At 69.2% G+C, this 13,448-nt stretch carries 11 protein-coding genes; 5 read left to right on the top strand and 6 right to left on the bottom strand.

What is annotated here, in order from left to right:
- The first annotated feature begins 6 nt into the window (after positions 1-6).
- Positions 7-1,701: a bifunctional 3'-5' exonuclease/DNA polymerase gene (locus tag H4281_RS36980; RefSeq protein ID WP_182895505.1), complete on the top strand. Its 1,695-nt coding sequence runs from the start codon at positions 7-9 to the stop codon at positions 1,699-1,701.
- A 152-nt stretch (positions 1,702-1,853) separates the two neighbouring features.
- A complete protein-coding gene (locus H4281_RS36975) occupies positions 1,854-2,252 on the top strand; it encodes a hypothetical protein (protein WP_182895504.1) in 399 nt (132 codons plus the stop codon).
- 3 nt (positions 2,253-2,255) lie between these two features.
- Here the strand turns inward: H4281_RS36975 and hrpA are convergent, their stop codons facing one another.
- The 3 genes from hrpA to H4281_RS36960 all read right to left on the bottom strand — a co-directional run bounded on the left by hrpA (position 2,256) and on the right by H4281_RS36960 (position 7,760).
- Positions 2,256-6,080 (bottom strand): ATP-dependent RNA helicase HrpA, encoded by a 3,825-nt coding sequence (gene hrpA, locus H4281_RS36970; RefSeq protein WP_446680397.1) that lies wholly within the window; start codon positions 6,078-6,080, stop codon positions 2,256-2,258.
- A gap of 127 nt (positions 6,081-6,207) precedes the next feature.
- The gene (locus H4281_RS36965) at positions 6,208-7,401 is read right to left on the bottom strand and encodes a cation:proton antiporter (RefSeq protein ID WP_182895502.1); all 1,194 of its coding nucleotides are present in this window, start codon (positions 7,399-7,401) and stop codon (positions 6,208-6,210) included.
- A gap of 41 nt (positions 7,402-7,442) precedes the next feature.
- Positions 7,443-7,760, bottom strand: a complete 318-nt coding sequence (locus H4281_RS36960; protein WP_182895501.1) for a hypothetical protein — start codon at positions 7,758-7,760, stop codon at positions 7,443-7,445.
- 290 nt (positions 7,761-8,050) lie between these two features.
- Between H4281_RS36960 and H4281_RS36955 the strand changes: the two genes are divergently transcribed.
- Positions 8,051-8,899 (top strand): chitosanase, encoded by an 849-nt coding sequence (locus H4281_RS36955; protein WP_182895500.1) that lies wholly within the window; start codon positions 8,051-8,053, stop codon positions 8,897-8,899.
- On the top strand, positions 8,863-9,447 hold the full coding sequence (locus tag H4281_RS36950) for a L,D-transpeptidase family protein (protein WP_182895499.1): 585 nt from the start codon (positions 8,863-8,865) through the stop codon (positions 9,445-9,447). Before H4281_RS36955 ends, H4281_RS36950 begins: the two co-directional genes overlap by 37 nt.
- Here the strand turns inward: H4281_RS36950 and H4281_RS36945 are convergent.
- Genes H4281_RS36945 through H4281_RS36935 form a run of 3 tightly spaced genes read right to left on the bottom strand, consistent with a single transcriptional unit; the run spans position 9,413 to position 11,576 of the window.
- Positions 9,413-10,396, bottom strand: a complete 984-nt coding sequence (locus tag H4281_RS36945; protein ID WP_182895498.1) for a PHP domain-containing protein — start codon at positions 10,394-10,396, stop codon at positions 9,413-9,415. The two genes, H4281_RS36950 and H4281_RS36945, sit on opposite strands and share 35 nt — an antisense overlap.
- 18 nt (positions 10,397-10,414) lie before the next feature.
- Positions 10,415-10,918 (bottom strand): metallophosphoesterase family protein, encoded by a 504-nt coding sequence (locus H4281_RS36940; RefSeq protein ID WP_182895497.1) that lies wholly within the window; start codon positions 10,916-10,918, stop codon positions 10,415-10,417.
- A gap of 4 nt (positions 10,919-10,922) precedes the next feature.
- Positions 10,923-11,576, bottom strand: coding sequence for a GntR family transcriptional regulator (locus tag H4281_RS36935; RefSeq protein WP_182895496.1), 654 nt, complete (start codon positions 11,574-11,576; stop codon positions 10,923-10,925).
- Between the two features lie 118 nt (positions 11,577-11,694).
- On the opposite strand from H4281_RS36935, the gene araD reads away from it, so the two are divergent.
- The gene (gene araD / locus H4281_RS36930) at positions 11,695-13,413 is read left to right on the top strand and encodes an L-arabinonate dehydratase (protein ID WP_182895495.1); all 1,719 of its coding nucleotides are present in this window, start codon (positions 11,695-11,697) and stop codon (positions 13,411-13,413) included.
- Positions 13,414-13,448 lie beyond the last annotated feature (35 nt).

Genomic DNA, 13,448 nt, shown 5'->3' with positions numbered 1-13,448 from the left:
GTGACGGTGCAGGTGATCACCGGCCGGGAGGAGGACTCCGGCTACACGATCGAGGGCCCCGCGGGGACCCTCCGCGGGCTTTCGCGCGCCGACTGGGCCGACGAGGTGCGCCGGCTCGAGGCAGCCGAGAGCCCGCGCTGGGTGCTGCCCTCGGCCGAGGAGATCTATCCCACGCTGATCAAGGCCGGGGTGCGGCTGGGCCGGTGCTACGACCTGTCGCTCGCCGAAGGGCTGCTGCTCGCCTACGAGGGCCGGGAGGGCGAATCGCGCAGCCTGCGGGCGGCGTGGGCGCGGGCGAACGGGGAGGAACCGCCCGACGACGGCCCGGCCTTCGGCGAGGACGTGCAGCCCACGCTGTTCTCCCCGCGCGGCCCTGGCCTGCCGCCGGGCGTCACCGTCGTCGCCGCGGCCCGGCGCGTGCTGGCCGAACAAGAGAAACGCGTCGCCGCCACCGAGGCCCCCGCTCGGATGCGGCTGCTGCTCGCGGCCGAATCGGCCAGCGCCCTGGCCGCCGCGGAAATCTCCGCCGCCGGGCTCCCCTGGCGCGCCGATCGGCACCTGCAGTTGCTGGAAGAACGCCTGGGCCCGCGCGTACCCGCTGGTCAACGTCCGAAAGCCCTCGTCGACCTCGCCGCGAAGATCTCCGCGGCGCTGGGCGGGCGGCCGGTCAATCCCGACTCGTCAGCCAGCGTCGTCCGCGCACTGGCCAGGGAGGGCATCGAAATCCCGGCGGCGCGGAAGTACCTGCTGCAAGACATCGATCATCCCGCGGTCGCACCGCTGCTGGAGTACAAGGAACTGTCGCGGCTCCACTCGGCCAACGGCTGGGCGTGGCTGGACGAATGGGTCGCCGACGGACGCTTCCGCCCGCACTACGTGGTCGGCGGCGTGGTGTCCGGCCGCTGGGCCACCCGGGGCGGCGGGGCGCTGCAGATCCCGCGCGCGCTGCGTTCGTGTGCGTCCGCGGACCCCGGCTGGAAACTCGTGGTCGCCGACGGGGCGCAACTGGAGCCGCGTGTCCTCACCGCCTTGTCCGGCGACCGCCGCCTTGCCGAAGTCGCCGCGGCCACCGATCTGTACGCCCGTTTGGCGGAGGCGCTGTTCTCCGGCACCCGCTACGTCCCGCTCCGCCCTGGGGATACCCGAGACGACCGTTCCCGCGCGAAGATCGCGATGCTGTCCGCGATGTACGGCGGCACCTCCGGCGAGGCCGGGCCGCTGCTCGCGTTGCTGCGTCAGCGTTTCCCGGACGCAGTGTCCTATGTGGAACACGCCGCCGCGGCGGGCGAACGGGGCGAACGAGTCCGGTCTCGGCTGGGCCGTACTTCTCCTGCTCCGTCTGCTGCTTGGCGCGCCCTGACCGGCGGGCTCACCGAGGACGAGGCGACGGAAACCCGGGCGCGGCGGGCGTCGCGCAGTTGGGGCCGGTTCACGCGGAACTTCGTGGTGCAGGCGAGTGCGGCCGACCTGACGGCGGTCCTGCTGGCCACTTTGCGCGGCCGGCTTCCTGAACCGGCGCATCTGGTGTTCTTCCTGCACGACGAGGTGATCGTGCACGCACCCGCCGAACTGGCGGACGAAGTCGCGGAGATCGTGGAGACCGCGATTCAAGAAGCGGCTCGGCTGGTCTTCGGGGAGGCGTGCCCGGTGCGATTTCCCATGGACGCGAAATCGGTGGACAATTATGCGGAGGCGAAGTGATCAGCTGACTCATCTTCCCCACCCACCACATGGGCGAGGCCGAGAAATCCTTTTGGCGGAGCACAGTGTTGCCGTCGGTGGCGCTCACCGCGGCGCGTTCCACCGCAAAGGCGCTATCCACCAGGCGACACTGATCAGTACCTTCGTGCTCCATGGCGGGGAGAAAAGGAAAAAAGAAAACCGGCAGCCTCTGGAGCTTTCTGGCTTTTATCGCGGTCATCGCCCTCTGGGCGGTCCCGGCGATCGGGCCGGGCGTCATCGCGGTCCTGTCGGCCTTCGTAGTGCTGTACGGCCTCTTTCAAGCACCGACCTGGTGTTGCGCGCCCACCCGGAAAAACGAGTTCTGCCGCAACAACGCCAGTGGAATCCTCCTCGGGTGCCATATCCGGCAGCACAAATGGCAGAAGCTCAAGATGGCGTTCAAGGAGCAAGCACCGGCGAAAGCGCTCCGGAGAATGCTCGGCAACGTGAACGGAGTGGCGGCCTCGCTGTCCGCCGTCGCGGGCACGGTGTCAGCCAGCGCCGCCACCGTCACGCTCCTGGCGAAGTGATCGCTAGGCCAGCGCCACGTCCAGCGCCTTGGTGATCCGCTTCAACGACACCGGATGCGCCGTCCCCAAGGTCTGCGCGAAGAAGCTCACCCGAAGCTCCTCGATCATCCACCGCACCTCCGCCAGCGCGGGCGACGACGTCCCCGGCGGCAAAGCGGCCACCGCGTCTTCGTACTCCTTCGTGATCCACGCGACGTCCGCCATCCGCTGCAGGTCACGCGTCTGTTCCAGCGGCAGCTTCTCCAGCCGCCGCTCGATGCCGCGCAGATACCGGACCACGTTCGGCAGCCGGGCCGCACCCGTTTCCGTCACGAAGCCCTTGTGCACCAAGCCGTCCAGCTGCCGGCGGATGTCCGCCAGCGACTCGGCCGGGCCGCGGGTGTCCGACAGGCGCGTTTCGACGTCGATGGCCGCGCGCAGGATCCGCTCGACCTCCGTCAGCACCTCCAGCACCTTCGGGTTCAACCCGGCCCGCACCTTCTCCAGCAGCGCCGCGAAACCCGCCTCGTCCCAGACCGGGCCGCCCGCCGAGGCCATCAGCGCGTCGACCGCGCAGTCGACGCAATCCTCCAGCAGGCCCGCGACGCTGCCGTGCGGATTGCGGTTCAGCACGAGCTTCGAGGAGTTCGACAGCGACCGCGTAATGAACTTCATCGGCGAGTTCAGGTTCAGCCGCAGCATCCGCCGCGTGCCGGACCACATCGCGTGCTGCTGTTCGGCGGGCGTGTCGAGCAGCCGCACGGCCACCGACGCGCCCTCGTCGACCAGCGCCGGATACGCCTTCACGTCGTGTCCGCGCCGGGTCGACGCGAACACCTTCGGCAGCTCGCCGAACGACGGCTGCACCAGGCCGGCCTTCTCGATGCTGTTGGCAGCCTTGGAAATCGTCTCTCGCACGCGCGGCGCGAGACGGCGCTTCAGCTCGTCCAGATCCTTGCCCTCGGCCACCCGCTTGCCGCGCTCGTCCACCACGCGGAAGGTGATCCGGAGGTGGTCCGGCACCGTCGAGAGGTCCCACGCCGAATGCGGGATGTCGATGCCGCGCATGGCGTGCAGCTCGTCGCCGAGGATGTCGAGCAGCGGACCGTCCGAAGGGGACATTCGCGTCAACGCGTCGGCAGCCGTGTCCGGAGCCGGGACGAAGTTGCGCCGCAACGCTTTCGGCAGCGATTTGATCAGCTGCGTCGCCAGTTCGCCGCGCAGGCCGGGCACCTGCCAGTCGAAACCGTCCGGCGTCACCTGGTTCAGCACCGGCAGCGGGATGTGCACGGTGACGCCGTCGGCGTCCGCGCCCGGTTCGAACTGGTAGGTCAGCTTGAAGACGTGCGTGCCCTGCGTCCACGAGTCCGGGTAGTCCGATTCGCGGACCGCGCCCGCGACCTCGTTGATGAGCATGGACTTTTCGAACGACAGCAGATCCGGCTCGGTCCGCCGCGCCTTCTTCCACCAGCTGTCGAAATGCCGCACGGACACGATGTCCTCGGGCACTCGCGCGTCGTAGAACTCGTACAGCGTCTGGTCGTCCACCAGGATGTCGCGCCGCCGGGCGCGGTTCTCCAGGTCCTCGACCTCGTCCAGCAGCGCGCGGTTCTCGGCGAAGAACCGGTGGTTCGTATGCCAGTCGCCCTCGACCAGCGCGTGCCGGATGAACATCGCGCGCGAGATCTCCGGGTCGATCCGGCCGTAGTTCACCCGCCGGTCGGCGACCAGCGGCACGCCGTACAGCGTCACCTTCTCGGTCGCCATCACCGCGCCCTGTTTGCGCTCCCAGTGCGGCTCCGAATACGAACGCTTCACGACGTGCTGCGCGAGCGGTTCGACCCAGTCCGGCTCGACCCGCGCGTTGACCCGGCCCCACAGCCGCGATGTCTCGACCAGTTCCGCCGACATCACCCAGCGCGGCTGCTTCTTGAACAGCGCCGAACCGGGGAACACCGAGAACCGGGCCCCGCGCGCGCCGAGGTAGTCGCCCTTCGCCGGGTCCTTGAGCCCGATGTGCGACAGCAGCCCGGAAATCAGCGCCGTGTGCACGTGCTGCGGTTCGGCGGGCGTGGTGCTGAGCGTGATGCCGAGCGGTTTGGCGAGCTGGCGCAGCTGGCCGAAGATGTCCTGCCACTCGCGGATCCGCAGGTAGTTCAGGTACTCGGTGCGGCACATCCGGCGGAACTGGTTGCCGGTCAGCGTCTTCTGCTGTTCGCTGACGTACTCCCACAGCTTGAGGTAGGAGAGGAAATCCGACGTCGGATCAGCGAATCGCGCGTGCTGCGCGTCGGCGGCCTGCTGTTTCTCCGCCGGCCGCTCGCGCGGGTCCTGAATGGACAGTGCCGCGGCGATGATCATCACCTCGCGCACGCAGCCGTTCCGCGCGGCCTCCAGCACCATCCGGCCCATCCGCGGGTCCACCGGCAGCAGCGCGAGCTTGCGGCCGACCTCGGTGAGTTTCGAGGAATCGCCGGTCTCGAACGCGCCGAGTTCCTGCAGCAGCTGCACGCCGTCGGTGACCTGGCGGCGGTCCGGCGGTTCCACGAACGGGAACGCGTTCATGTCGCCGAGGCCGAGCGACGTCATCTGCAGGATGACCGACGCCAGGTTCGTCCGCAGGATCTCCGGATCGGTGAACTCCGGCCGCGATTCGAAGTCCTCCTCGGAGTACAGCCGGATGCAGATGCCGTCCGAGGTACGCCCGCACCGGCCCTTGCGCTGGTTCGCCGACGCCTGCGAAACCGCCTCGATCGGCAGCCGCTGCACCTTCGTGCGATGGCTGTAGCGCGAGATGCGCGCGGTGCCCGGGTCGATCACGTACTTGATGCCCGGCACGGTCAGCGACGTCTCGGCGACGTTCGTGGCCAGCACGATCCGCCGTCCGGTGTGCCGCTGGAACACGCGGTGCTGATCGGCCGCGGACAGCCGCGCGTACAGCGGCAGCACCTCGGTGTTCCGCAGGTCCAGCCGGTTCAGCACGTCCGCCGTGTCCCGGATTTCGCGTTCGCCGGAGAGGAACACGAGGATGTCGCCCGGCGCCTCGCCGGACAGCTCCTGGACCGCCTCGGAGATCGCCTGCGTCTGGTCGCGGTCCGGGTCGTCCTCGGGATCGTCCGGGTCCACGAGAGGCCGGTAGCGCACCTCGACCGGATAGGTCCGGCCGGAGACCTCGACGATCGGCGCGTCGTCGAAATGCCGCGAGAACCGCTCCGGGTCGATGGTCGCCGAGGTGATGATCACCTTCAGGTCCGGACGGCGCGGCAGCAGCTGCTTGAGGTAGCCGAGGATGAAGTCGATGTTGAGGCTGCGCTCGTGCGCCTCGTCGATGATCAGCGTGTCGTACTGGCGCAGCATCCGGTCGGTCTGGATCTCGGCCAGCAGGATGCCGTCCGTCATCAGCTTGACCAGGGTGTCCTGGCCGGACTGGTCGGTGAACCGGACCTTGTAGCCGACCGTGTCGCCCAGTTCGGTCTTCAGCTCGCTGGCGATCCGGTCGGCGACCGTGCGCGCGGCGAGCCTGCGCGGCTGAGTGTGCCCGATCTGCCCGCGCACGCCGCGGCCCAGCTCGAGGCAGATCTTCGGCAGCTGCGTGGTCTTGCCCGACCCGGTCTCCCCCGCGACGATCACCACCTGGTGGTCGCGGATCGCGTCGCCGATCTCGCCGGAGAGCCTGCTGACCGGCAGCTCGGCGGGGTACTCGATCTTCGGCACGCTTTCGCGGCGCTGCTGCACGCGCAGCAGCGCCGTTTCGACGTCGGCGGCGATGCGCTCGGCCGTCTGCTGCTTGTCGCGAGACCGGCGCGCGCCGTCGAGACGACGGCGGAGCCGGTGCTCGTCGCGCAGCATCAATTCGGGCAGCTGGGCGCGCAGCTCTGCGTAGGGAGATGGAGTGGACATACTTGGGACGAGGATAGCCGTGCGTGACCGTCGTGGCTTCCGAATATGCCGCGAGCGACAGCCCGGGCTCCCCGGCTCACGGCGCCGGGACCGGACGCGGCCGGACGAGCTTGGCCGGAAGCAGCCAGGTCAGCCGGTCCGAGCGGAGCACGGCGAGCGGTCCGATCACGGCCAGGAGCAGCACGTACCCGGCGACGAACGGGGCCACTCGCGAGTCCAGCCCGGCCGCGGTCGCCATCGTCGCCAGGACGAGCGAGAACTCGCCCCGGGTGAGCACGATCAGGCCGATGTTCACGCCTTCCTGCCGGTCGAAGCCGTGCAGCCGGGCGGCGAACGCGCCGGCGGCGAGGTTCAGCACCAGGGTCAGCACGACCGCGGCGAGCACCGGGAGGACGACCGTGCCGACCGCGCCCGGGTCGATCGACAGCCCGAAGATGAAGAAGAACAACGCGCCGAACGCGTCCCGCAGCGGCAGCACCAGCTTGTGCACCCGCGGCGCGACCTGGGAATTGCCGAGCATCATGCCGACCATGAACGCGCCGATCGCGTCGGACACGCCCACCTCCTCCGCCACCGCGGCGCCGAGCACGGCCACGCCGACGAAGCAGACGGTGAGCAGTTCGTCGTCCGCCGAACCGAAGAGCCGCGACACGACCCGGCCGCCCCACCGGGCCAGCGCGGCGAGCACAAGCAGGAAGCCGAACGCCTTGCCGAAGTCGGCGAGCGCCGCGCCGAAGCCGTCCGCGCCGCTGAGCACCGGTTGCAGCAGCGCCAGGTACAGCGCGAGGAAGAGGTCCTCCAGCACGACGATGCCCATGATGAGGCGGGATTCCCGGTTGTTCATCCGCCGGGTTTCGAGCAGCAGTTTGGTGACGATGGCCGAGGACGAGATGCCGATCGCGCCGGCGATCACCAGCGCCTCGCGCGTGCCCCAGCCGAGCGCGAAGCCGAACGCGAGCCCGCCGCCGATGTTCAGCACGAGGTACGCGAGCCCCGCGCCGGCGAGTCTGGCTCCGCCGCGGGCGAGGTCGTCGAGCGAGAACTCCAGGCCGAGATAGAAGAGCAGGAACACGAGACCGAGCCCGGCGAGGACGCCGAACTCGGCCGGGTCGTCCACAAGGGACAGTCCGGGGGTGTGCGGGCCGAAGACGAAACCGGCCAGCATGAACAGGGGGATCGTGGGCAGCCCGATCCGGGCGCCGAGGCGGGCGAGGGCGCCGGCGGCGAGAAACGCGCCGCCGACGGCCAGCAAAGCATGACCGTTGCTCATGAAATCCTCTTGAGAGCCGGGTACAGACGGGAAACGAGTACTCAGCGATCAGGAGGAGCCCGCGCGGCGGCGGGCACGGGCGCGCGGTCCAGTTCGACCGGAGGCGCGGCGGAAAACGGGACGGTGCACCAGTCGGGGCGGGCGAGGCGGATCTCGCCCGGCGCGTCGGCGAGCGGCAGCGGGTGCGCGGCGACGAGATGCGGGCCCTGTTCCTGCACCAGGGCGGGTTCGGGATCGTGCGGACGCGGGCCTGCCGGTCCCGGGCCGGGGACAGCCACGCCGAGCAGGAGCAGCGCGGCGAGTGCCACGACGAGGATGGACCGGTGCCGCGGCGCGGAAGCGGCGGCAGCAGTCGTCATCTCGAGCCGAGTTTACCATGTCTTTAATGTTCTTCGGCAGCTCTCCTTGAAGTCCACAGTGGACATACCGACAGGAACCATCGCTGTCCCGGCGGATTTCCGGGGGCCTTCAGGCAGTCTTCATCGTCCACAGTGGACCTCTCGTGTTCACATCTGTGAAAAATTTTCGCTTCCCTTGCTTCACCGCTTCACGCTCGGTTATCGTGGCGCTACGCCGCAGCAGTACCCGGAGCCGGTCCATTCGCCGGTCCGGCCGCCTTGCCCACGTACCGCGGAAAGGGATTCCCGTCATGCGCAAGACGATGCGGCCCACGCTGGTCGCCGGTCTCACGGCTGCCTCGGCCCTCGCTCTCGTCCTCAGCACCCCCGCTCTCTCGGCCGCCGCCGTGCCCGCCCCGCTCGCCGCCGCGGCGTCTGTGCTGGGTTCCGGCGGCGACCTCGCGTCTCCGGAGAAGAAGGAGATCGCGATGCAGCTGGTGTCGAGCGCGGAAAACTCGTCGCTCGACTGGAAGAAGCAGTACTCCTACATCGAGGACATCGGCGACGGACGCGGCTACACCGCGGGCATCATCGGATTCTGCTCCGGCACCGGCGACATGCTCGAACTCGTGCAGGCCTACACCAAGTCCGTGCCGGACAACCCGCTGGCGAAGTTCCTGCCCGCGCTGGAGAAGGTCAACGGCTCCGATTCGCACGAAGGTCTCGGCTCTGCCTTCGAAAGCGCGTGGAAGCAAGCCGCGGGCACTGAGGAATTCCAGGCCGCGCAGAACAGCGAGCGCGACCGTGTGTACTTCGATCCGGCAGTGAACCAAGGCAAATCCGACGGTCTCGGCGCGCTCGGCCAGTTCATCTACTACGACGCCATCGTGATGCACGGTCCCGGCACGAGCACCGACAGCTTCGGCGGCATCCGCGACGCCGCGCTGTCGCAGGCGAAGCCGCCGTCCCAGGGCGGCGACGAAACCGCCTACCTCAAGGCGTTCCTCGACGCGCGCAAGGTGGTCATGAAGAAGGAGGAAGCGCATGCGGACACTTCCCGCGTCGACACCGAGCAGCTGGTGTTCCTCAACGACGGCAACCTCGATCTGCACACGCCGCTGAAGTGGAAGGTCTACGGCGACCCGTACGAGATCAACTGAGCCCGCAGCAAATTCTCTCGGTCACCGCGCACACCGCGTCCGCGTGGGACCACGACGGCGAACGCTGGGTACGGGCGCTCGGTCCGTACCCAGCGGAAGTCGGCGCGCAAGGAATCGGCGTTGCGCGCGAAGGACTTTCCCGTACTCCGGCCGGAACCTGGCCGCTCACCGAAGCGTTCGGCATCGCGCCGAACCCCGGCACCCGGCTCCCCTATCGGCAAGTGACCACTGCGGACTGGTGGGTGTCCGATGTGCACTCGCCGCTCTACAACACGTATTACCCAGGCATATCAGGCCCGTTCGACGAAGCGGCGGGCGAGAATCTCGGTGCGGCGGGCCCGGCGTACGCGCACGCAGTGGTGATCGACTACAACCGCTCGCCAGTCGTGCCCGGGGCCGGTTCGGCGTTCTTCCTGCACGTGGCCACCGGCGGACCGACTGCGGGCTGCGTCGCGCTGGCCTCCGACGACCTCGTCGCCGTCCTGCGCTGGCTCGATCCCGCGCGGAACCCCGTCATCGCAATAACTGATCGGCCGTCCGCGTGTTGATCACCCGGTCCGGCCCGATGCCCGCCTTTTCCGCGCGCTCGCAGCCGTAAGCCTGCCAGTCGAGCTGGCCGGGCGCGTGTGCGTCGCTGTCGATCGCGAACTCGCAGCCCAGCTCGACCGCCTGGCGCAGCAACCGCATCGGCGGGTCGAGCCGGTCCGGCCGCGAGTTGATCTCCACCGCCACGCCGTTCTCGCGGCAAGCGGTGAACACCTTCTCCGAATCGAACTGCGACTCCGGCCTGCTCCGTCCGCCGACCAGCCGTCCGGTGCAGTGCCCCAGGACGCGGACGTGCGGGTTCTCGACAGCGGCCAGCATCCGCGGCGTCATCTCCCGCGCGGGCATCCGCAGCTTCGAGTGCACGCTCGCCACCACGAAGTCCAGCCGGTCCAGCAGTTGCTCGGTCTGGTCGAGCGCGCCGTCGTCGAGGATGTCGACCTCGATGCCGTGCAGCAGGCGAAACGGCGCCAGCTGCTCGTTCACCCGCGCGACCTCGTCCATCTGCGCCCGCAGCCGCTCCGGGGACAGACCGCGCGCGACGGTGAGCCGCGGCGAATGGTCGGTGAGCACGATCCACTCGTGCCCCAGCTCGCGTGCCGTCTCAGCCATTTCGAGGATCGGGCTGCCGCCGTCGGACCAGTCGGAGTGCGTGTGACAGTCGCCGCGAAGGGCTGTACGCAGCGCACCGCCATCCGGCAGCTTGCTTTCGGGCAGCTTCGCCGCGTACGCGGGCGTACGGTCGTGCCATGCGTCCTCGATGACGCCGGCAGTGGCTTTGCCGATCCCCTTCAACGCCTGAAGCGTCTTCGCACCGACGCGCGACGCCAGTTCGTCTTCGGAGAGCCGGTCGACCACTGCGGCCGCCTGACGGAACGCGCGCACGCGGTAAGTCGGTTCACCGGCGCGCTCGAGCTGGAAGGCGATGTCGCGCAGCGCGCGGGCCGGGTCCATGACTCCTGTTTTACCCGCTCAGCCGCGCCGAGGCAGCTCGTGCAGCTCGACGCTGTCGAGACGGCCGTTCTTGAGCTCCACGGTCTGGTAGGTGCAGAACGGCTGCCGCCGCCGGTCCGTGGGCGAACCGGGGTTGAGCAGCCGCAGCCCGCCAGGCGTCACCGAGTCCCACGGGATGTGGCTGTGGCCGAAGATCAGCACGTCGACGTCCGGATACAACGCGTCGCAACGGGCCGCACGCCCCTTCGCGTCGCCGGTTTCGTGGACGACCGCCAGCCGGACATCTTCCAGCGTCTCGCGAGCCACCTCCGGCAGGCGTTTCCGCAGCTCCGGACCGTCGTTGTTGCCGTACACGCCGATCAGCCGCGCGCTGCGGGCTTCAAGCGCGTCGAGAGTCTCGACGTCGACCCAGTCGCCCGCGTGCACCACGACGTCGGCCTGCGCGACCTCGTCCCAGACCTGCGCAGGCAGTTCCTTCGCCCGCTTCGGCAGGTGAGTGTCCGCGACGAGCAGCAACCGCACGCCGTCACTCCTCCCCGATCGCCTCGAGCACATGGTCGAGGAACGCCGCGATGTGCGCGCGCAGCAGCTCGGCCGCGCCGTCCTCGTCGCCCTTCTTCGCGGCGGCGAGCACCGCCTTGTGCTCGTTCCATTCCTTGCGCCAGCTGGGATTCGCGTCCCAGCCGACCACCGTGATCAGCGCCGCGCGGTCGCGCAGGTCATCCAGCATCGACACCATCAGCGGATTGCCGCAGCCCGCGTACAACGCGCGGTGGAACCGCCGGTTCAGCAGGCTCAACGCGGTCTGGTCGGCGTCCGCGGCCGACGCTTCCTTGAGGACCTGCGCGGCCTCGTCGAAAGACGCGCGATCCGTCGCCCGCACCGTACGGCGCAGCGCTTCCGGTTCCAGCACCATGCGCACGTCGTAGACCGACCGCGCCAGCTCCGCGTCGACCACGCACACCGACGCGCCCTTGTACGGGCTGAACGTGACCAGCCCGGTGTTGGACAGCACCTTGAGCGCTTCGCGCACCGGCGTCTTCGACACCCCGAGCCGCGCCGCCAGCTCCGCCTCCACCAGCTGCTGACCGGGCACCAGCTCGCGGGCGAGGATGCCACGCCGGATCTCCTCCAGCACCACCTCGGTGCGGGAGGCGGGGAGGCTGAACGTGGACGGCATGCCGACCCTCCTGGCTTTCGCGCTCGTCCCCGCACATTCAACCAGGCGGACGTCTCCGAGCGTCGACACGTACGATCATATATCAGATGCCATCCGCCGTCGAAGGGACCAGAGCACGATGAAGGCACCCGAGCAACTGCGCAGCCATCGCTGGTTCGGCGGCGACGACCTGCGGAATTTCAGCCATCGCAGCCGCGCCCGGCAGCTCGGGTACGAACCGGAGGAGCACCTCGGCAAACCGGTGATCGGCATCCTCAACACCTGGAGCGACATCAACCCGTGCCACCAGCACCTGCGCGAACGCGCGGAACAGGTCAAGCGCGGCGTGTGGCAGGCGGGCGGGTTCCCGCTGGAGTTTCCGGTGGCGACGCTGTCGGAGACGTATCAGAAGCCGACGCCGATGCTGTACCGGAATCTGCTGGCGATGGAAACCGAGGAACTGCTGCGCTCGTATCCGGTCGACGGCGCGGTGCTGATGGGCGGTTGCGACAAGACCACTCCGGCGCTGCTGATGGGCGCGGCGAGCGCCGGGCTGCCGTCGATTTTCGTGCCCGCCGGTCCGATGCTGCGCGGAAACTGGCGCGGCGAGGTGCTCGGCAGCGGCACCGACATGTGGAAGTACTGGGACGAACGGCGCGCGGGCACGATCGGCGACCGCGAACTGGCCGAACTGGAACGCGGTCTTGCCCGCTCCCCGGGCCACTGCATGACCATGGGCACCGCGTCGACCATGACGTCCGCCGCCGAAGTACTGGGGCTGACCCTGCCCGGCGCGGCCTCGATTCCGGCGGTCGATTCCGCGCACCACCGCATGGCCGCAGCGAGCGGAGCGCGAATCGTGGACATGGTGTGGGAAGACCTCACGATCGCGAAGGTCCTCGACGAGCGCGCGTACGCCGACGCGATCACGACCGTGCTGGCACTCGGCGGCTCGACCAATGCGGTGATCCACCTGATCGCCATGGCCGGGCGCAGCGGGATTTCCTTGTCGCTGCGGGATTTCGACGCGATCGCCCGCCGCGTGCCGGTGCTGGCGAACATCCGGCCGGGCGGCGATTGGCTCATGGAGGACTTCTACTACGCAGGCGGTCTGCCCGGGTTGCTGTCCCGCCTGACCGACCTGCTGCACCTCGACCGGATCACCGTCACCGGACGTCCGCTCGCCGATTCTCTCGCCGAGGCCCGCGTGCACAACGACGACGTGATCCGCCCGCGCGACAATCCGGTCGCCAGCGAAGGCGGCGTGGCCGTGCTGCACGGCAACCTCGCTCCCGGCGGCGCGGTGATCAAGCACATCGCCGCCGACCCCGCTCTGCTCACGCACACTGGTCCGGCAGTGGTTTTCGACAACTACCAAGACCTGAAGAAGCGCATCGACGATCCGGCGCTGGGCATCACCGCAGATTCCGTGTTGGTGCTGCGCGGATCCGGTCCGCTTGGCGGTCCCGGGATGCCCGAATACGGCATGCTGCCGATCCCGGCGCGCCTGCTGGAACAAGGCGTGCGGGACATGGTGCGGATCTCCGACGCCCGGATGAGCGGCACCAGTTACGGCGCGTGCGTGCTGCACGTGGCACCGGAATCGCACGTCGGCGGGCCGCTCGCGCTGGTCCGCGACGGCGACCTGATCACCCTGGACGTGCCCGCCCGCACGTTGCAGTTGCAGGTGGGCGACGCCGAACTGGAGCGTCGTCTCGCGTCGTGGGCCGCCCCTGCGCCGCGGTTCGAGCGGGGTTACGGTGCGCTGTACGCGGAGCACATCACGCAAGCCGACGAGGGCTGCGACTTCGACTTCCTCGCCCGCACTGGCGCCAATCCGGAACCGGACGCAGGGTGACCGGTTTGTTCCGCTGGGGGCAGTAGTCCGGCATG

It is taken from the genome of Amycolatopsis dendrobii, assembly GCF_014145675.1.
Lineage (GTDB): Bacteria > Actinomycetota > Actinomycetes > Mycobacteriales > Pseudonocardiaceae > Amycolatopsis > Amycolatopsis dendrobii.
Note: the sequence above shows the minus strand (reverse complement) of the source record. Positions and strands in the feature narration are given on the sequence as shown.

What these genes read in the sequence shown, in the direction of transcription:
- H4281_RS36975 (WP_182895504.1), top strand. Translation starts at nt 1,854, where the DNA reads ATGGCGGGGAGAAAAGGAAAAAAGAAAACCGGCAGCCTCTGGAGCTTT.
- hrpA (WP_446680397.1), bottom strand. Translation starts at nt 6,080, where the DNA reads ATGCTGCGCGACGAGCACCGGCTCCGCCGTCGTCTCGACGGCGCGCGC.
- H4281_RS36965 (WP_182895502.1), bottom strand. Translation starts at nt 7,401, where the DNA reads ATGAGCAACGGTCATGCTTTGCTGGCCGTCGGCGGCGCGTTTCTCGCC.
- H4281_RS36960 (WP_182895501.1), bottom strand. Translation starts at nt 7,760, where the DNA reads ATGACGACTGCTGCCGCCGCTTCCGCGCCGCGGCACCGGTCCATCCTC.
- H4281_RS36955 (WP_182895500.1), top strand. Translation starts at nt 8,051, where the DNA reads ATGCGCAAGACGATGCGGCCCACGCTGGTCGCCGGTCTCACGGCTGCC.
- H4281_RS36945 (WP_182895498.1), bottom strand. Translation starts at nt 10,396, where the DNA reads ATGGACCCGGCCCGCGCGCTGCGCGACATCGCCTTCCAGCTCGAGCGC.
- H4281_RS36935 (WP_182895496.1), bottom strand. Translation starts at nt 11,576, where the DNA reads ATGCCGTCCACGTTCAGCCTCCCCGCCTCCCGCACCGAGGTGGTGCTG.
- araD (WP_182895495.1), top strand. Translation starts at nt 11,695, where the DNA reads ATGAAGGCACCCGAGCAACTGCGCAGCCATCGCTGGTTCGGCGGCGAC.